General features: G+C 70.2%; 21 protein-coding genes. 15 read left to right on the top strand and 6 right to left on the bottom strand.

Translation table 11 applies throughout. The features are described from left to right. The first annotated feature begins 104 nt into the window (after nt 1-104). A complete protein-coding gene (locus ABIE67_RS48815) occupies nt 105-317 on the top strand; it encodes a hypothetical protein (protein WP_370270920.1) in 213 nt (70 codons plus the stop codon). Between the two features lie 25 nt (nt 318-342). Here the strand turns inward: ABIE67_RS48815 and ABIE67_RS48810 are convergent, their stop codons facing one another. The 5 genes from ABIE67_RS48810 to ABIE67_RS48790 all read right to left on the bottom strand — a co-directional run bounded on the left by ABIE67_RS48810 (nt 343) and on the right by ABIE67_RS48790 (nt 3,633). Continuing rightward, nucleotides 343-903 carry a hypothetical protein gene (locus ABIE67_RS48810; protein WP_370270919.1) on the bottom strand — a complete coding sequence of 187 codons (561 nt, stop codon included), beginning with the start codon at nt 901-903 and terminating at the stop codon, nt 343-345. 13 nt (nt 904-916) lie between these two features. Next, nucleotides 917-1,105, bottom strand: coding sequence for a hypothetical protein (locus ABIE67_RS48805; protein ID WP_370270918.1), 189 nt, complete (start codon nt 1,103-1,105; stop codon nt 917-919). Nucleotides 1,106-1,200: 95 nt separating this feature from the next. Continuing rightward, nucleotides 1,201-1,452, bottom strand: coding sequence for a DNA translocase FtsK (locus ABIE67_RS48800; protein ID WP_370270917.1), 252 nt, complete (start codon nt 1,450-1,452; stop codon nt 1,201-1,203). Between the two features lie 67 nt (nt 1,453-1,519). Then, nucleotides 1,520-3,049, bottom strand: a complete 1,530-nt coding sequence (locus tag ABIE67_RS48795) for an ISKra4 family transposase (protein ID WP_370270916.1) — start codon at nt 3,047-3,049, stop codon at nt 1,520-1,522. A gap of 59 nt (nt 3,050-3,108) precedes the next feature. Then, the gene (locus tag ABIE67_RS48790) at nt 3,109-3,633 is read right to left on the bottom strand and encodes a hypothetical protein (protein WP_370270915.1); all 525 of its coding nucleotides are present in this window, start codon (nt 3,631-3,633) and stop codon (nt 3,109-3,111) included. A gap of 161 nt (nt 3,634-3,794) precedes the next feature. On the opposite strand from ABIE67_RS48790, the gene ABIE67_RS48785 reads away from it, so the two are divergent. From ABIE67_RS48785 to ABIE67_RS48720, 14 genes are all read left to right on the top strand, one after another. Then, complete coding sequence (locus ABIE67_RS48785) at nt 3,795-4,151, top strand: hypothetical protein (protein ID WP_370270914.1); 357 nt, start codon at nt 3,795-3,797, stop codon at nt 4,149-4,151. Between the two features lie 595 nt (nt 4,152-4,746). Continuing rightward, complete coding sequence (locus ABIE67_RS48780; protein WP_370270913.1) at nt 4,747-5,226, top strand: hypothetical protein; 480 nt, start codon at nt 4,747-4,749, stop codon at nt 5,224-5,226. Between the two features lie 7 nt (nt 5,227-5,233). Beyond that, entirely contained in the window at nt 5,234-7,606 is a 2,373-nt protein-coding gene (locus ABIE67_RS48775) for an SAF domain-containing protein (protein ID WP_370270912.1), read from the top strand. Then, nucleotides 7,606-8,466, top strand: coding sequence for a hypothetical protein (locus ABIE67_RS48770; RefSeq protein ID WP_370270911.1), 861 nt, complete (start codon nt 7,606-7,608; stop codon nt 8,464-8,466). Before ABIE67_RS48775 ends, ABIE67_RS48770 begins: the two co-directional genes overlap by 1 nt. Continuing rightward, nucleotides 8,456-8,947 carry a hypothetical protein gene (locus tag ABIE67_RS48765; protein ID WP_370270910.1) on the top strand — a complete coding sequence of 164 codons (492 nt, stop codon included), beginning with the start codon at nt 8,456-8,458 and terminating at the stop codon, nt 8,945-8,947. The genes ABIE67_RS48770 and ABIE67_RS48765 overlap by 11 nt, the downstream gene beginning before the upstream one ends. Nucleotides 8,948-8,966: 19 nt before the next feature. After that, nucleotides 8,967-9,926, top strand: coding sequence for a CpaF family protein (locus tag ABIE67_RS48760; protein WP_370270909.1), 960 nt, complete (start codon nt 8,967-8,969; stop codon nt 9,924-9,926). Next, nucleotides 9,923-10,843: a type II secretion system F family protein gene (locus tag ABIE67_RS48755; protein WP_370270908.1), complete on the top strand. Its 921-nt coding sequence runs from the start codon at nt 9,923-9,925 to the stop codon at nt 10,841-10,843. Before ABIE67_RS48760 ends, ABIE67_RS48755 begins: the two co-directional genes overlap by 4 nt. Continuing rightward, nucleotides 10,840-11,718, top strand: coding sequence for a hypothetical protein (locus tag ABIE67_RS48750; protein WP_370270907.1), 879 nt, complete (start codon nt 10,840-10,842; stop codon nt 11,716-11,718). The genes ABIE67_RS48755 and ABIE67_RS48750 overlap by 4 nt, the downstream gene beginning before the upstream one ends. Nucleotides 11,719-11,764: 46 nt before the next feature. Next, a complete protein-coding gene (locus tag ABIE67_RS48745; protein WP_363042835.1) occupies nt 11,765-12,001 on the top strand; it encodes a hypothetical protein in 237 nt (78 codons plus the stop codon). A gap of 20 nt (nt 12,002-12,021) precedes the next feature. After that, entirely contained in the window at nt 12,022-12,423 is a 402-nt protein-coding gene (locus tag ABIE67_RS48740) for a TadE family protein (protein ID WP_370270906.1), read from the top strand. Next, a complete protein-coding gene (locus ABIE67_RS48735; protein WP_370270905.1) occupies nt 12,420-12,866 on the top strand; it encodes a TadE/TadG family type IV pilus assembly protein in 447 nt (148 codons plus the stop codon). The genes ABIE67_RS48740 and ABIE67_RS48735 overlap by 4 nt, the downstream gene beginning before the upstream one ends. Then, nucleotides 12,863-13,306 carry a pilus assembly protein TadG-related protein gene (locus tag ABIE67_RS48730; protein WP_370270904.1) on the top strand — a complete coding sequence of 148 codons (444 nt, stop codon included), beginning with the start codon at nt 12,863-12,865 and terminating at the stop codon, nt 13,304-13,306. Before ABIE67_RS48735 ends, ABIE67_RS48730 begins: the two co-directional genes overlap by 4 nt. 4 nt (nt 13,307-13,310) lie before the next feature. After that, entirely contained in the window at nt 13,311-16,691 is a 3,381-nt protein-coding gene (locus ABIE67_RS48725; protein ID WP_370270903.1) for a LysM peptidoglycan-binding domain-containing protein, read from the top strand. A 120-nt stretch (nt 16,692-16,811) separates the two neighbouring features. Beyond that, a complete protein-coding gene (locus ABIE67_RS48720) occupies nt 16,812-17,540 on the top strand; it encodes an A24 family peptidase (protein WP_370270902.1) in 729 nt (242 codons plus the stop codon). A 54-nt stretch (nt 17,541-17,594) separates the two neighbouring features. On the opposite strand, the gene ABIE67_RS48715 is transcribed toward ABIE67_RS48720, so the two are convergent. Continuing rightward, the gene (locus ABIE67_RS48715; protein WP_370270901.1) at nt 17,595-18,185 is read right to left on the bottom strand and encodes a hypothetical protein; all 591 of its coding nucleotides are present in this window, start codon (nt 18,183-18,185) and stop codon (nt 17,595-17,597) included. Nucleotides 18,186-18,519 lie beyond the last annotated feature (334 nt).

Genomic DNA, 18,519 nt, shown 5'->3' with positions numbered 1-18,519 from the left:
ATGGGGCATGGTTCGGGCTCGACACGGGTGATCCTGGATCTGGTGCGGGGGTTGCCAGTGCGTCAGGCTGGGGATCGACGGCGTGGACAAGAGAGGTGATGGGCTTGTTCCGCAGTGACCCACCCGTGGTCGACTTCGAGGCCGTGATCGACACGGACGGGGTGACGTGGCAGGCGTTCACCGATGAGGACGGCGTGCTGGTCATCGACACGGACGCTGAGGTCGAGGTGTTCGTCAACCGGGCCATCGTCGGTGGGTTTGTGTATCCCGCGTGGGTCGATGACTACGGGCGGCTGATCATCGAGCTGGACGGCTGACCGCTCAGTGCCCGGGCCCGGGTAGTCAGAGGCCTTTCGCGTCAGCGATCGAGGCGGCCTCGCCCAGCATGCGCGCCGGCATTCGGCCGGAGCCGTGCGCGTCGTTGAAGGCTGGCACGGAGTCGGCTTCGTCACCGAACCGGCGGCGGATGGCGTCCAGCACGAGGGATGCGGCGTCGGTCTCCAGGCTGCGGTTGCCGCCGGCCTCCTTGCGGATGGCTCCGAGCATGCAGACCGCACCGGTTTCGTCGGTCATGGCGCCGGCGCACCAGCCATCGGTCTCCAGCCGGTGCCGTGCGCGCTCGAGGAGTGCGGCCACCGGAGTGGTGCAGGTCTGCGGCGGTGCGGCCGTCGATGTGGGGGTGAGCGGGACCCTCACGACTTCGGTGAGGTCGACGGGGGTCGTATGCAGGTACGCGGTGCGTACCTCATGGGCGACGGCGGCTTCGTCGAGCTTGACGGTCATGGCCGCCTCGACAGCGGCCAGCCGCGCCTCCAGGCTCAGGCCGGCGCCAACTGTGCGGGACTCTGTCGGCTGTAGCTGGTCGTCGTGTACGGCGGGCGTGGCGTGCGGTGAGGCGGCCATGAGTGTGCTCCCGTCAGTGCAGCGAGACCAGGCCTGCCAGGCCGCTGAGCAGCCCGGTGATGGCGGGGGCAAGGTTGGTGGAGGCCAGGCAGAACCCAAAGGCGGCGCAGGCGATGGCCGCCCCGAGGCGTACGGCGCCGGAGCGCAGCAGCAGGACGACGACCACGGCCAGGAGCACGGCGGCGGAGACGGTGACGATCACGAGGGCTTTTCCTTCCATGGTTTGGCTGCCGGTAGGCGGGTGCGTATGGGTGTGGCCCCCGGCTGGTGCCGGAGGCCACGGAGGGGAGGGGTTGCTCAGTCGTCGGCGGCGAGGGCAAGGGCGACGCGCAGTTCGCGGACGACGTCCTCGTGTGCCTCGGGAGTGACCAGGACGGTGCGGGCCTTGCTCCTGTCGGAGGGGCCGACGATGCCGCGCTCTTCCAGGACGTCCATGAGGCGTTCGGCGAGAGCGAAGCCGACCCGCAGCTTGCGCTGGAGCATCGACGGGGAGCCGTACTGGCAGGTGATGATGAGGCTGGCGGCCTCCACCACCAGGGCCCCGTCCACGTCCGGTGCCTGCGCGTCGGCGGGGTGGACGCTGTTTGGGTGCGGCTCGTTCTGAGTGAGATCGCGGTCAGGCAGTAAGGGCGTATCTCGCCTGGTCATGGGCTGGGTAGAGCCGTTGATGTTCCTTGGCGAGATGATGTTTCCAGTAGGCGTCAAGATCACCGTTAGCGGCGGCGGCACGGAGTTTCAGGACGGCTTCGGCGCCGTCGAGACCCCAGCGGGCTCCGCTGATGTCGAGACGGTCGGCGACGAGATGGCGGGCCGCGCCTTCGATGATCCCGGTGGCGATGGGCCAGCCGGCCGCGAGGGCCTTCTCGTAGTGCAGGAAATCTGCGTTGCCGCGCAGGTAGCGGACGCAGGTATCGACACCGTGCCGCTGTCCGCCGGTCAACTTGGCCTGATCAGCCTGGGCTTGAAGGGTGTCGGCCGTCTCGGTGGCGTCGCCGTTCAAGATGGCCAGGGCGTGGACGGCGACCCAGTCCTCGACCCTCTTGTCGCCGGGACGGTGGAAGCACCAGGCCGCCGCCCACAACCTCTCCAGGACGTGGATGATGTCGATGACGATGTGCGCCTCGACGTGGTGGAGACGGGCTTCGGCCTGGACGAGGTCGAGTTGATGGCGGGCGCCGTCGACCAGGACCACCCAGGTGCGGCGATGTTCGGGGTCGCGGGCCTGCGCGTGCTCGAAGACCTGCGCCACAACGTGCTCGGCGTCGTGTTCCACCGAGCCGCACAGCCACTTGTCCCGGGCAACGGGGCCGGGCCGGCGGATGTGCCCGTCCGTGAAGCCGCCGGGCGGCGTGATCACATCGTGCGGCCGGCGGGGTGCCGGTTCGGCGTCGTAGACCGCGCCGAGCGTGGCCATGCGTTTTCTGCCGTTCTTCTCCCCGGCGGCCAGACGCGTGCGAAAGGCGTGCTGCCGCTTTTCGGCGGCCTGCCGGGTGGCCTCCCGCAGGGCCTCGGGCCTCATCACGATGCCCTTGCCGTCCGCGGACAGCACCAACACTGTTGCCGGAGCGCAGGGTTGAACGATTCTGGCGTTGTAGAAGGCGTCGACGTCACCGGCGGCCTCGACGAGCAGACCGGCGAGCCGACGCTTGCCGAGCACGCGGCCGCACCGCCGGATGATCGTCTCGTGGGCCGCGTCGTAGGACATCCGGGTGGCCGCCTGGACGGCGAGGCGGGCCAGACCGTGCGAGTGTCGGCCCCGCGGCAGTGACAGCACCGCATCCGCCGGGTGCACGTTCGACGCCTCCAGGCGCCTCCAGGCGAGGCGGGAGACGGTCACCGTGCCGAACACCGTGGCCAGCAGCCGGCCATGGCCCCTCTCCAGCCGCGGCCGCGGCAGACCGTCCGTACCGATCACGCGGGGCCGCAAGCTCGCCACAGCCTCCTGCTCGCGCCGCTCCCGCAGGTCCAGGTGATCCTGGAACAGCTGCCGCAGCAGGTCACGGCCCCTGTCTTCCAAGAGATCCTCCAGCTCATGATGGGCCAGATCGCCAGTCGTCGGCGATGCCAGCTCCGTCACGAGCATGCTGAATAAATTCGCCGCCGCCTCAAAGTCGTCAGCACTCGGCGGCGTGTCGTACCGTTCCACGGCGTTCTTCTTCCTACGGGCGTTTCGGTTGGCACCTACGAACGTAGGAAGAAGAACCCTCAGCCGCCAGAACCCTGGCCCAACGGCCCACTGTCCTCGGCGTGTTCGAGCAGCGCGAACAGGCCCGGACTGTCCTCGCTCAGCCAGCCCCGGCGCGCGAGCCGCTTCAGTTTCACCCGCACCGATTCCACCTTCGAGGGGCCCTCGCCCCGGCCGATCGCCACCGAGACCGCCTTCGACCGCATCGGCCGCCCCGCCGCGATGAGCACCTCCATGATGTCCCGGTACCCAGACGGCAGCAGCGATGCGTCCATCCCCGCCTCCCGCTCGGGCACCGTCACCACCCCGATCGGCGACTCCCCTCCCGCCCGCTGCGGCCCCGCCGCAGGCCGCGGCACCGGCTCCTCGGCCGCCACGTCGTCGAGGACCTCCCGCACCACCGCCCGGGCGACCTCCACCTGCGCGAGCATCTCCTCGAACGCCTCCAGTTGCTCGCTCAGCTCCGCTACCTGCACCCGCAGTTCGCCCACCCGTTCCCCGATAGCCGACTCACGCCGTTCCAGCTCCTCCAGCAGGGACACCATCACCCCACCCCCTCACCCAGAAGGTAGAAGCGACCAGCACTCACCACCAGCCCACCCACACAAAACGCCAGCTCAGCCAGTCACTCGAAACGAGCCGGACCCGTCGCGAAATAGACCAGCGCATCGTCGCTCGCAGTCAACTCATCAGCTTCATAGGCGCGATGGCCGTCCTGGCGTCGGCCGTGGGCACGATCCTGCTTAAGGACGAGAAGCAGGGTCTCTCGGGCATCTTCATCGGGGCCATCGGCGCGTTTTTCGTACTCGCCGTCGTCTACTGGCGGACGAGCAACAAGTCCATCGTTCGGCTGGGTGCCTACCTCGAGGGACTGGAGAGGAAGATCAACGCACTGACCGTCGAACTGTATGGAGAGGTCACGGTCGAATGGGAGACCCAGCGTGAGGGCGTGCGCCAGAAGTCCCCGAACTGGCTCATCAAGCTCGGCGGCTCCATCCTCGCCCTCTACCGCAGGGAGCCGATGGCCCGTCCCACGCCCTTCAACCGCGTCGGATGGCCCTAACTGAGCGTTGGTCTTCACCCGCCCAGGGCCAGGCGGTCGCGAGGGACGGGCGGCACCGGGGACGCTACAACGGCGTACCTGGCTTCATCTCGGGATGGCGGACGCCCTGTCACAGTTGCCTTTCCACCTCGCAGCGGTTGAGACCCTGCGACGTTGCGTACTGGGTCACGGCCGTTTGTCCATCCTCTGCGGCTTCGCGCCAGACTCGGCGTTGCCGGTTGCGTGCTTCGTGGTCATCGAGGTGCTGTAGCTGGAGATGAGCGCCGTCGGCCGCCTGCTGCAACGTAACGAGTTCATCGGGGAGGCCGCTTGGGTGCAGCATGCGGCGGGGTCTGGCCCGGCAATCGGGCGGTGCCGTCAATCCTCTGGATGCAAGTCAAAGATCACTGGATCGCCGATTCACCCACCCAGCCCATCCCAAGCCGCTACTCTCCGATCACTCGACGTGAACGGGGGGTTGCCCGTGGTGAATGCTGGCCGTGTGCCGGACTGCTCTGGAGGCCATCGTGGCCTGCCGGTGACCGGCGCCGGGGTCCACCTTCAGGATCAGCTGGAGATCCTCATCCAGGACTTCCGCACTAGCGCCGATCCGCCAATGCCGGCATTCGTCCTGCACGCACAGGACAGCGCTGACGACGGCGCGGTGGCCGGACTGGTCCGGCAGCTGTACGCGGGTCAGGAAGCGCACGGCACGCGATGCGCGGTGGCGCAGGATGCCTACGACGGCGGCACGGAAGTCCGCCGGGCCGCGGGCATGGTGCGCGCGCTGAGCGACCCAAAGAAGTGGGGTGGCCCGAAGGCGGTCTACCGGCGGTACGCGTTCCCGCGGCTGCGGCTGGTACACGCCATCGACGACGCGGTCGCGGAACTCGGCGACAGCTGGCCCGCACCCGCCCAAGGCAGCCCTGAGACCGGACAGGACCAGCGGCAGCAGCTGCTCGACCAGCTGGCCCGCCAACGCTGGCGCCCGAAGGGCCGCGGGCGCTGGAGCCCGGGCCTGCAGTTGTCCGACATGGCGCACATCTTGCCGGCGAGCATCGTGGCCGGGCTCGCCGCGCTCCCTCGCCCGCACTGACTGGTACATGGCGGTGGGTGCGGGCCTTGCCTTACTCGTCCTGCTGACGGTCTTCAGCTCCGTCCTGCCGGGGCGGGCACCGATTTTCCTGTGGCTGCGCCGGGAGAGCCGCTGGTTCCTGACCACGACCTTCCTGCGGGCCGCGGACCAGGAGGACCCGACCGAGGTTTCGCTGCTGCGCCCGGTGCGGTCCTGGAAGGCGATCGCGGCTCGGGCCTACGACGTGGCCGAGGCGCTCAAGGCGGGCGATGACTTCCATCTCCAGCTGTGCGTGCTGGCCCTGCGGGAGGATCTGCGCGACAACCACCGCCGCTGGAGCTGGGACCTGCGTGGCTTCAAAAGGCCCCGCCCGCCCATGCTGTTCCTGCCGCACGCGGACGTCTACAACGGCGGCATCGAGCTGATCCGAGCGGTCAGCGACGTACGCTGCCGGCGCAGCGAGCTCGACCCCCTGGTCGTCGTCGCTGCCGTGCGCACCCAGGACGTGACGCGCCTCGAGCGCAGCGTGGTCCGTACGACACCCGAACCGGAGTCCTCGCAGCGCAGGTTCAGCGACCAACTGCGTACCTGGTACCGAGAGTGGGCCCGCAACCTGCGCGCCGGGCAGTCGCCTAGCCGCGAACGGCCGGTGCTGCCCTGGGTGATGAAGATCCCGCTCCCGCCCGACCAACTCGGGCCCGTCGAGGACCGGCACCGGCACCTGCGAGCGTCCCCCCGGCCGACAGTCGCCCGCCTGGTGTGGTCCCTGCACACAGTGGTCCTGGTTCTCGCCGTCATGATCACCGGAACCGTCATGCGGGCCGACGCACTGCACAAGCGGTACTGCTTGGCAGCCGTACTGACCGCCAACCGGGACACCCGGCGCCAGGCGGGGCCAGCCAGCACGGAATGCATCGGCGTCGCGACGGGTGACGTCCGCTTCGCCGACTGGCTACCGAAGGCCGACCGGGGCGACGATCCCAAGGCGCTGGTCGGCCGAGGCGAGACGCCATGGACCGTGAAGCAGTTGGAAGACCTCATCGCACAGCAGAACGCGGACGTCCTCGCCCACCACGCCGACAACCACGTCACCGTGGTGTACGCCGGCCCGCTCAGCCACGACCCCGACGGTTCCTCGCTCGTGAAGGGCGCCCAGGAACTCGCGGGCGTGTACCTGGCACAGGCCGTCATCAACGAGGGCTCCAGCGTCAGGCTCCGCGTCCTGGTCGCCAACGGCGGCCTGGACCTGGGCCGGCAAGTCGGAATGGCGAAGGCCATCGCCTCGTACGCCGCCAACGACCCGACCGTGGTCGGGGTCGTAGGCGCCGGCCGTGACTTGAAGTCGAGTCGGGAGACCACCCGCATCCTCATGGAGGCCGGCCTGCCGATTGTCTCCGGCACCAACTCCGCGACCTACCTGCCGCAGGAGTACGCCAACTGGTTCAGCCTGGCCGCCCCGGACCAGTGGCAGGCACGGCAACTCGGCCTGATCGCAGCCCAGTTGCGCACACCGGGCACGCCCCAGCACGCACTGGTGCTGGCCCGGGACACGACGAAGACCCCCGATATGTACACCGACGAGCAGGCGCGCCACGGCCAGGACATGCTCGAGGACCACGGCTTCACGGTGCCGCCGAAGCCGCGCCGCTACACACGCGATGGCGGCAGGCCCGAACTGCGCCGGCATGCCCGGGAGATCTGCCAGGACGGCACAGGCCAAGCACCCCCGCAACCGACGCACAACCAGGTGCCGAGCGCAGCGGTGGGGTTCCGGGCGCGCCGACGACGTCCAGGCATGTACGCCCTGGCCGTCGCCCTGATCGCAGCGGGCGGCGGAGGCGGCTTGCTCGCCTTCCAGGCGACCGGCGAGCGCTCGCCAGTCCTGGCCGTTGCCCACGAAGTCCAGGCCGGAGACGTGATCGAGGACTCCGATCTACTTGAGGCCTCGGTGTCGCTGGATCCGGCACTCAAGCCGATCCCCGCCTCGCAGCGTGATCAAGTGGTCGGCAAGCGCGCTGCGGTGGCCCTGGTACCCGGTGCCCTGCTCTCCAAGGGGCAGGTCACGACCCGCACGCTGGTCGAGCCGGGGGAGCGGCTGGTGGGCATCGGGCTGAAGCAGACACAGATGCCGGCGACTCGGCTCTCGCCCGGTGACAAGGTCCTGGTCGTCTCCACGCCCTCGGACGGATCGCAGGCAACCACCGGCGAGGGCGGCAAGAACGGCGAGGACTCCACTCCGAAGTCAATCGAGGCGAGGGTCGTGCGGGTGGGGGAGAAGCAGCAGAACACCAGCGAACAGGTGGTCGACGTCGCTGTCCCTGCCCAGTACGGCCCTGAGCTCGCGGCACAGGCAGCCACCGGCGACGTGGCGCTTGTTGTGGATGCCCCCGGAGGCTCCTGATGGCTGTGATCGCTCTGGTCGGGTTGCCGGGCGCGCCGGGCGTTACGAGTACGGCGCTGGCCCTGCTGCGTGCCTGGCCGCTCGATCCCGGTCGGCGCATGGTGCTGGCGGAGTGCGACCCCGACGGTGGCGCGGTGCTGTCCGGCGCGCTGGAGGGCAGGGTCCCGGCCGATCGGGGCCTTCGGAACCTGACGGAATCGTCCCGCACGCAGGAACTGGTCGACGCGTTCTGGCTCCAGCTGATCGCCCTGGAGAACGACGAACGCCGCTCGGAACGTAATCGGCTGCTTCTGCCCGGGCTGACCGCGATGTCTCAGGCGGCGAGCCTGGGCCCGGTGTGGGGCCAGCTCGCCGACCTGTTCACCGGGATCGACAACGCCGCCGGCCACGACGTCCTGGTCGACCTCGGCCGCAGTGGCGCGTTCGGCCCGTCAGGAGTGTTGGCGCTGCGCGCGGACGCAGTGCTGATGGTGATGCGCGGCACGGTGCGCAGTGTGCACGCTGCTCGCTCCCGCATCAGACAGCTGCGAGCGCTCCTGGACGGGGAAAGCGGCCGGGGATCCGGCTCGCTGGGCATCATCCTCATCAAGGAGGGCCCCTATGGACCGCGCGAGATCGAGACCGAACTCGAAGGTCTCGGCATTGGGACCCCCGTCGTGGCGACCCTTCCGTACCGGCCCGAGGAGGCCGCCGTGCTGTCGGACGGCGCTTCGGAGGGCCGCGGCTTCATGAATGGCAAGCTCATGACCGCCGCGCAAGGTGCGACGACGCCCATCCGGCAGCGCGTGGCCTCGCGCAAGGCTCGGCTGGCGTCCCCGCTGCACCAGCGCCTGATGAGGGGAGGGCCCGGTGCGCGCTGAGAACGTCTACCCCGCGCCCGTCCCCCAGCCGCCCACGGCCGTGCCCGCGCCGGCACCGCCGTACGATCCGCGCCGCGCCCCGGGGCAGGCAGCTGCCCCGGCGATGGTCAACGACCGCGCCGTGCCCCGTGTGCACATCGACGCGCGGGCGGCCGGAGAGATCAAGCGGCGGGTGAACAACCAGCTGCTCGCCGAGGCCAAGACCAACTCCAGCTTGGTCGGACCGGCCCGCGAACAGCGGGCCCGCGCCCTGATCAATGAGCAGGTCGCCGTGTGGGGCGACGCTGCCCGCGTCTCCCGCTCGGTCACTCCGGCCGACGAGCAGGAACTGGCCGCGCTGGTCTTCGACATGCTCTTCAGGGCCGGTCGGCTGCAGCGCTACCTGGACGACGACCGGGTCGAAGACATCTGGATCAACGGCCCTAACGAGGTGTTGCGACGACGCCGCGCCGGTTGCGGTCTCTCCGGTCGCCGAATCTGAGGAGGAGCTCCAGGAGTTGGTGCGCGACCTGATCCGCAACAGCGGGCAGTCCGGTCGCACGTTCTCCACGGCCAGCCCCGATGTGGCGCTGCGCCTGCCGGACGGCTCCCGGTTGCAGGCCCTGCACCCGGAGATCACCGGCGACCGCACTTTCATCACGATCCGCCGCCACCGGCTGCAAGACGCCTCCCTGGACGACCTGGTGAAGCGGGGCACCATGGACGCCACGGTCGCGGCCCTGCTGGGCGCGTGCGTCCGCGCCCGCCGCAACATCATGGTCGTGGGCGAACAGTCCTCAGGAAAAACGACTCTCCTGCGCGCGCTGATGAAGCAGATCCCGCAGAACGAGCGGTTCGGCACCATCGAGACCGAGTTCGAGCTGTGGGCCCACAAGAACGGCTACCACACCCAGGTGGTGCCGATGGAGGCACGCGAGTCCAACGGCGAACGCGTCGACGGCCGCGCGGTCGGCGAGATCACCCTGATGGATCTGATGTACCGGGCCAAGCGCATGTCGCTGAAGCGGGTCGTGGTCGGTGAGGTCCGCGGCCCGGAAGTCACCGCGATGATGCAGGCCCTCACCAGTGACCGGCCCGGCAGCATGTGCACGATGCACGCCTCCGAGCCGCACGTCGTGTTCGACCGCATCGCCGAGCTGTACCTGCTGGCCCGCGGCAACTTCTCTGAGCAACTCGCCTACCGCCAGATCGCCAACGGCCTGCACTTCGTCGTCTTCATGTCGGTCGACGAGTCCGGCCCCGCCCCGCGCCGTCTGGTCAGCCACGTGTGGGAGGTCACCGGCATCGGCGAGAACGGCCGCCCCGCCTACAACGAGGTCTTGCGCCCGGCCAACGAGTGGGACCTGCGGGCGGCACCGGCGGCGCCGCTGTCGCCGCGCTCCCGGCGCCGCCTGGAGCTGGCCGGCTTCTCCAGCCATGTGCTGGACCAGGCCGCCACCTTCCAGGGGGTGGGGGCATGACGACCGCCCTGTGGTGGATGCTGTGCGGCGCCCTGCTGGCCGGCGGCCTGGTCGCGGCCGTGGCGGCCACGATCGGGACCACCGAGCCCGCAGGACAGGGACGTCTCGCCCGCTGGCGGGCGCAATGGTCGGGCGGGCCGGACGGCAGGGAACGCGTAGCCCGCCGACGGGTGTTCGCCGCGGCCGCGGTTGTCGTGACGGCTGTGGTGTGGCTGATCAGCGGTGTGTTCGTGGCCGCGGTCCTGCTCGGGGCCGCGGTGGTGGGAGTGCCGTGGCTGCTGTCCCCGGCCGCGTCAGTCAAAGGCCGGATCGCCAAGCTGGAGGCGCTCGCCGACTGGACTCAGCGGCTGTCGGAGATCCTGCGCCTCGGTTTCGCGCTGGAACAGGCGCTGATCACCAGCCGGAAGAATCCGCCTGCGGCGATCGAGGACGAGGTCGGCGAACTCGCCGACAAGCTGAAGGCGGGCTGGCTGCCGGTGGACGCGCTGAAGGACTTCGCCGACCGGCTCGACGATGTCACCGCGGACAAGGTGTGCGCTGGGCTGATGCTGTGCGCGGTCGATCCGGGGCCGGGCCTGGCCCAGGTCCTTGAGGACGTCTCCGCCTCGATCCGCGAGGAGGTCGCCCAGCGTCGGAAGATCGAATCAGACCGGGCCAAGGCCCGTAGCGCCGTACGCACGATGACGATCATCAGCCTGTGCCTGGTCCTGGCTGGGTTCCTCGTGCCCTACACCGACCCGTACGGCACCCTGCTCGGTCAGCTGGTCCTGGCTCTGCTGGCCGCCGCGTTCGCCGCGGTGCTGTGGTGGACCCGCCGCCTGGCCAACCACCGCCCGGTGCCCCGCTTCCTGATCACTGACCCGCGCAGCCAGGTCAAGCAAGTCGAGCCTGTCGCCGAGGAGTTGGTCACACGATGAGCATGACCGCCCTCGTTGTCTGCGGAGGCCTCGCCGGGGGTGGCGTGGCACTGCTCGTACGCGAGCTGGTGCCCTCCGCGCCCAAGCTCGGCCCCACCCTGCGCCGCCTCGACCCGCCCGCCACCCGACCCGGGGAGCAGGCCCGCCGGTCAAACCCCTCCGCTGCCTGGGCAGCCCGCTGGGCGGAGCGGATGCCAGGCGGCCTGCCGCGCACCGACCTGGACCTGCTGAACCAGACGCCCGAGCAGTTCCTCGTCAACAAGGTCGCCCTCGCCCTGCTCGGCCTGCTCGCCCCGGTCGTCCTGTTGGTGGGCTGGACACTGATGGGCCTTTCCGTACCGCTGCTGATCCCGGCCGGTGTCGGCGTGCTCCTGGCCGCACTGCTGTGGTTCGTGCCCGACTGGGGCGTGGCCAGCGAAGCCGCCAAGGCCCGCACCGAGTTCGCCTACGCGGCAGCCGCCTGGATGGACCTCACCGCCACCCGCATGGCCTCCAACGTCGCGGCCGACCAAGCCCTCGAAGACGCCGCCCGTATCGGCCGCGGCTGGGCCTTCGTCCGCATCCAAGAAGCCCTGCTGCGCGCCCGCACGGAGAAGTCCTCCCCCTGGCAGGCCCTGGACGACCTCGGCACCCAGCTCAACCTGACCGTACTCAATGACGTTGCCGACATCATGCGCCTGTCCTCCGACGACGGAGCGAGCGTCTACGACACGCTCCGCAACCGCGCCAAGGCCCTGACCAGCGAACTCCTGACGGCGGAAGCCGCCCAGGCCAACGCCGACAGCGAGAAGCTGCACGTGCCGGCAGCCCTCCTCGCCGTGATCGTCATGATCGCCGTCGCGTTCCCCGCCGTGCTGAACGTCTTCACTATCTGACCACCACGCACCCCGTGCGTACCGAGAACAAAAGGAAAGCCCCCTCGTGAAGAACACGCTGCTGAAGGCACAGACCACCGTGGCCGTGCAGGCCGCCGCGCTCCGGACCCGACTCACCGACGCCCATGAGGAGATCAAGGCGCGTGGCGACCGCGGCGACAGCCCCGTCTCCACCGTCATCATCATCGTCGCCGCCATCGTGGGCGCCCTGCTCATCGCCGGCGGCCTGGCCGCCCTGTACGCCAAGGCCAACGGCAAGCTCGGCGACATCGACCTCGGCTGACGGCCCCGACCATGAACAGAGTGCTGCCGCGCCACGACCGCGACCGGGGCTCCTCCCCGATCCAGGTGGCCATCATCTTCCCCATCGTGATCCTGCTGACGCTGTCCGCGGTACAGGGCTTCCTGTGGGCCTACGCCCGCAACGTTGCCTACACCGCGGCTCGCGAAGGCGTGTCAGCCGGGCGGATGTACGAGGCGGGGCCGGACGACGGGGCGACCAAAGCGCAGGCCGCGGCGCAGGATCTGGGGGGCAACATCCTCACCGGCCCCCAGGTCTCCACCGCAGGCAGCACTCAGGAACGCATCCGCATCCGCGTCGAAGGACAGGCCATCTCCCTCGTGCCCGGGGTGGGCGGATTCACCGTGAGCGCCACCGTGTCCGGGCCGATCGAGCGGTGGACAACGGCGCAGGGGAACGGATGATGCTCAAGCACCTCACCGCCCGTGAGCGAGACCGTGGCGACGTCGCGATCGAGGCGGTCATCGTGGTGCCCCTGCTCCTGGCCCTCGCCCTGGTCTTCATCGCCGGCGCCCGGCTCTCCGTCGCCGGGCAGAAGACCGACGCCGCCGCCCAAGCCGCCGCCCGCGCCGCCTCGCTGGAACGCACCCCGGGCGCCGGGCAGGTCGCCGCACAGGAAGCGGCCGCGGACTCCCTCAACTCGCAGCAACAGGGCTGCTCCACCACCAGCGTGAAGGCGAACACCAGCGGGCTGGCCGCGCCCGTCGGGCAGGTCTCGCAGGTCACCGTGACCGTCTCGTGCACCGTCCCGCTCGGCGACCTGTTCTTCCTCGGCGGCGGCCCCGGGGTTCGCACCGTCACCAGCTCCTTCACTTCGATCGTTGACGCCTACCGGGAGCGCGGATGACCAGCACACAGCGCGCCCCACGGTGGAACTGGCACGACGACCGCGGAGGCGTCTCCGTCTTCGTCGCCATCATCGCCGTTCCGTTGCTGTTTCTGGGCGGCCTGTTCGCCGTTGACGCCTTCGGCGTCACCCGCGCCCACGAACGCGCCGACGGGGTTGCCACCGAGGCCGCCCGCGCCGCCGCCCAGGCCATCGATCCCACCCAGGCCATCACCGGCAACGCGATCGTCGCCGACCCTCAAGACGCTGCCGCAGCTGCCCGCGCCTACCTGAACGCGGCCGGAGTCACCGGCACCGTGACCGTCAGTGGCGACGGCCACCGGATCACCGTGCAGGTCACCGACACCTACACCGGCAAATTCGCCCCCAACACGTGGACCGTCAACGCCACCAGCTCCGCCTCACTGCTCCACGGGATCACCCAACCCGAGAAGGACTAACCGGATGTCCAAGACCCGATCTCGCTCCACAGCGCCCACGCGGCGAGGTTCGCTGCGCCTCCTGCGCGCCCTGGCATCCGCAATCGTCCTGTGTGCCTTGGTGGGCGGCCTGCCCTGGCTGTTGTGGGAGGCCACCACGGCGATCTGGGACTCGGGCAGCGACGCCTTCACTCACCTGCTCACGCGCCAGGACACCGGCAGCGCGTTCATGCTGGCCCTCTGCATCGTCGGATGGATCAGCTGGGCCAGCTTCGTCCTGTCCCTGCTGCTGGAGATCCCCGCGCAGCTCCGCGGCCGCAGCGCCCCGCGCCTGCCCGGGCTGAGCGTCAGCCAGCGCACCGCCGCCACCCTGGTCAGCGGCATCCTGCTGCTCTTTACCACCAGCACCGCGCTCGCCTCGGCCGCCACCCCCGCCCAGGCCATCCCCACGGTTTCAGCCAGCCACACACCCGGCCACGCCTCCCAGACCTCAGCGCCACCGGCCGACCAGACCGCCAGCCCCACTGCAGCACGGGCGACGACGGCCGATCCGGCGCAGCAGACCTACACCGTGCGCGACACCCGCCCCGCGGAAAGCCTGTGGAGTATCGCCGAGGACCTCTATGGCGAAGGCGCCCTCTATACGAAGATCGCCGATGCGAATGAGGGCCGCCGCATGGTCGACGGCACCGTCTTCCACGCCAATGCGCCGATCCAGCCGGGCTGGGTCCTTCGCGTGCCCGACGTGCCGACCACCGGCCTGAGCACCCAGACCGACCATGCCCAGCCGGCCGACGCCGCGACGTCGTACACCGTGCGCCCCGGTGACACGATGTGGGGCATCGCCGAGGAGGAGATGGGCGACGGCAGCAAGTACACGGAGATCTTCGAGGAGAACCGGGGAGACCCGCAGCCCGGCGGCACTGCCCTGACCGACCCGGACGAGATCCACCCCGGGCTCAAGCTGGACATCCCGCACGCGACCGCCCCGTCCGACCAGCCGGACGGCCGCACGGACAGCGGCGAGACGCCGTCCCACAGCGACGAGCGCGCCGACACCGACCACGACCAGGCCGACGACACCGCGCCGGACGCGGGGGACACCGGGGCCGCGCCGCGCGAGTCCGCCCGCCCTGACGACCAAGCGGCCACCCCCGCGACACCAACGCCGCACGCCACCGAGCACGACCAGGGCGAGCAGGCCCCACCCGCGGCATCCCCGACGCCGGAGGCGAAGAAGCCGTCGGCCACGCCGTCCGCGTCCGCCTCGGCGCAGCCGTCAACTCCCGCCCCCTCCGCATCGACCACGCCGGACACCGCCACGCCGGCCCCGGAGGCCACCGGCGAAGCAGACGAGGCGCCGGTCGGCGTAGGCGAGGCGGCCGGTATCGGCCTGCTGCTCGCTGGCTCCCTGATCGCCGCCGTGGGGGTCAAGCGGCTGCTGCAGCGCCGCCGTCGGCGCCCGGGCGAGACGATCGCCCTGCCGGAAGAGCCGGGCCGTCTGGAACAGGTCCTGGAGGCGGGCGCCGAGCCGGAGGCCATCGACCTCCTGGACGCCGCGCTGCGCACCCTGGCCCATCACGCCGCCGAGCAAGGCCGCCCGCTGCCCGCCATCCGCGGCGCCCGGGCCACCTCCCGCGCCGTCGACCTGCTCATCGACCACGACCCCGCTCCGGAGACCCAGCCCCCGATCCCGTTCACCGAGGCCACCGATGGGCGCTGGACGCTGGATATGGGGCAGTCCCTCCTCGACGCCGACCAGGCCCGTGACATCCCGGCCCCTTACCCCGGCCTGGTCACCCTCGGCACCCACCCCGACGACGGCAGCCACCTGCTCCTCAACCTCACCACCGTACGCGTGCTGCTCCTCGACGGTGACGCAACCGCCGTCCGCGATACCGCCCGCGTCATCGCCCTGGACGCGGCCACCAGCACCTGGTCCGACCACGCCGAAATCCTCACCGTCGGCCTGGACACCGAACTGCCCGCACGACTGCCCAAGGGACGCCTGCGCACCGTGCCAAATCTTCGGGCGGCCCAAAGCGACCTGGGTGACCTGCTCCTCACCCACCATCAGCACGCCCCCGCAGAAGGCGACGAGCAGCCGGATCCGCTGCCGTGGATGCTGATCTGCGCCGCAGAGACCACGACACCGGACGAGGCCCGCCTCCTCGCCGACGCGCTCACTGCGGCCCGGCACCTGCCGGTCGCCCTGGTGCTGCCCGCCGAGGGCGCCAGCGAGGCCTTCCCCGACGCCGTACGCCTGGAAGTCGGCTCCGACACGCCCCAGCACCTCGACGTCCTGGACAGCGACCTGATCGTGCAGTACATGACCGACGAGGAGTACCGCGAGTTTCTTGAGGTCCTGCAGACCGCCGACGAGCCGGCCCGCCCCGCCGAGGGCCCCTGGCAACTCGTCCCGCCCGTCGGTCTCGACGAACCGGCCGAGCCAACCAGCCCGCCCGCCCCGCCGTACCTCGCATCGCCAACCGCCGTACCGGACGCACCCTTCACCGCGCTGACCGGCATCACGCCCCCCGCCTCCGTGCGCGTCCTGGCACCGGTGCCCCCGCCAGCCCACCCCGCAGACATTGGTGACGCCCCCGCCCTGGCCGCGGCAGACGTCGGCGAGGCCTCCGACACCGCGGAATCCGAGGAGGAGTCGACCGACGCCATCGACCTGCACACCCCCGAGATCCAGGTCCTCGGCCCCGTTAGCGTCACCGGCATCGAGGCCTCCGGTCACGGCCTGCGAATCTCCCTGCTCGCCGCGCTGCTGTACTTCAAGCCCGGCTGCAGCACGGACACCGCCCGCGAGGCCATGGACCCGCGCAACCCTTGGAGCAAGACCACGCTGCAGACCCGCATCTCCGAACTGCGCAACCGCCTGGGCAACGACGCGGACGGCAACCTCTACCTGCCCCGCGACCGCACCGGTACCTACCGCCTGTCACCCAAGGTCCGCTGCGACTGGACCCGCTTTACCCAGCTCGCCGAGCGCGGGCTGAAGAAGGGCCCCACCACCGGCATCGCCGACCTGGAGGCCGCCCTCGCACTCGTCCGCGGACGCCCCTTCGCCAGCACCGACCCCACCTGGGCGGCCACCCGCATCCAGGAAATGCTCGTCCGCATCGTCGACGTCGCCCACACCCTGTCCACCTGGCACCGCACCGCCCCCCGCCCCGACATCGAGGCAGCACGCCGCGCCGTACGCATCGGCATCGACGTCGACGACAGCGCTGAAATCCTCTATCAGGACTGGATGCTCCTCGAAGGCGCGGCAGGCAACCGAGACGGTGTACGCACCGCATACGACACCATCCGCGACCTTAACCGCCGTCTCGACGTCGAAATGGAAGCCGAGACGGATCGCGTCTTCGACGCGATCATGAGCCGGAGTGCATGAGGTGAGAAGCCCGGCAGGCCACACTGAACAGGCCCGGCGGGGGGAGGGGACAGACACCCGTGACGGCCCCCGCCGGGCCTCGGGGAGGGGGCGGCGGGTGCGGGTACTAGGGTCCGCTCGGTGGAACAGTTGCTGATCATTGCTGCGGCTGCCCTGTGGGGCGGCGGCACAGGCCTGCTCATCCCCAGAGCGGCGTACCGGTTCTCCGTCGCTCCGGACGAGCGGTGGCGGGCAGCGTGTCCAGCCGGGCACCCGATCACTGGCCTCGGACGGGGATGGATCGGGCGAGCCCGGTGTGCCGACGGAACCCCGTACGGCCCGAACGCCCCGATCCTCGCCGCGGTCACAGCCCTTGTCTGCGCCACACTCGCCAGTGCCACCGGTATCCGGCCCGAACTTGGCGTCTGGCTCCTGCTCGTACCCATCGGTGTTCTGCTCGCAACCGTCGACCTTGCGGCACACCGACTGCCGGACGTCCTGACCCTGCCGCTCGCCACGGCTGCGCTCACCCTGCTCGCCGTGACCACGCTGCTGCCAGGCACCGAGGGGCGCTGGACGACCGCGCTGCTCGGCTCCGTCGTACTCGCGGTCGGCTACTTCGCTCTCTTCCTGATCAGTCCCAAAGGCATCGGCTTCGGTGATGTGAAGCTCGCGATCGGGCTGGGCGCCGTCCTGGGCTGGTATGGCTGGGCCATCGTCCTCGTCGGCAGCCTCGCTGGGTTCCTGCTCGGCGCGCTGTACGGTGTCGGCCTCATCCTTGCTCGCCGCGCCAGCCGCACGACCAGTATTCCCTTCGCCCCGTTCCTACTTGGCGGAGCCCTCATCGGGATATTCCTAGGCGCTCAATGAGAACTGAGGCATCTGACCAGCCTGTACAGATGAAGGCGCCCGCCTCCCTGATGGTCAGTACAGTCCAGGCACGCTTCCGGAGGCGTGGCCGGGTGACAGCCACTCGTGGAGCGCGAACCGCCGGTACACGTTCGGTCCGACGACCGTGCCGTACTCCCCGATGCCTGCCCGGTCCAGCGCGTTGTTCCAGCGGTGCATCCAATAGCGGTCCGCGACCCAGTAGGCGGTCTCGGCGACCGACGAACCGTCGTCGATGACAAGACTGTGGTCGCGGACTCGACGCAGAGCCTCGGTCAGGTCGTCCGTAGTGATCGGCATCCCCTTGCTGACGGCGACGGCGGCCAGCTCGTCATCAACGGCATCCACCCCGTGCTCCAGGGCGTATTCGAGGGCCTCGATCGCGGCCTCCCGACCGTCCTTGAGGTACTCGGCGTACTCCTGGCCGCCGCGCTCCAGCCGGTCGGCGACCTCCTCGGCGGTGAACGTGCCGCGGCTGCGGGCGACCAGTCCGGCCATCATGGCGGCACGGTCTTGGGGAACCTCGGCGGTTGCGGTGGCCAGGCGCCGGCGGGCAGCGGTATACGAGATGCCTTCGGTGTCGGCGAGTTCGCGGGCGTCCTTCTTGAACTGCTTGTCGGTGGTCACGGTCTCTCCCGAGTCCCGGGGACGGCGGCGATCCCACGCATCCCCGCCGCGGGCACTCGGCCACGGACAGGCAGATGTCAGCGCGTGAGGCGGTGCCCCTTGTCCTCATCGCCGTTCGCGGCGTGGGCGCGATACGGCTCGGAGTCGGGCCGACGCAAGGCGGCCGACTCCCACTTTAGGACGGCGGATGCTCCCGGCGCACACGCCACGACGCAACTCCAAATGTCCCCAGCTCATAGAAGATGAGCAGAGCGAATAGCGGGGCTGGTGCGGGCCGGCAACGATGGCGGGCCCCCAGTGCTCAAATCACCAGGGGCCCGTGACACAACGATAC

It is taken from the genome of Streptomyces sp. V4I8 (assembly GCF_041261225.1).
Taxonomy (GTDB): domain Bacteria; phylum Actinomycetota; class Actinomycetes; order Streptomycetales; family Streptomycetaceae; genus Streptomyces.
The sequence above is the reverse complement of the archived record's forward strand: the minus strand, read 5'-3'. Positions and strand labels throughout refer to the sequence as shown.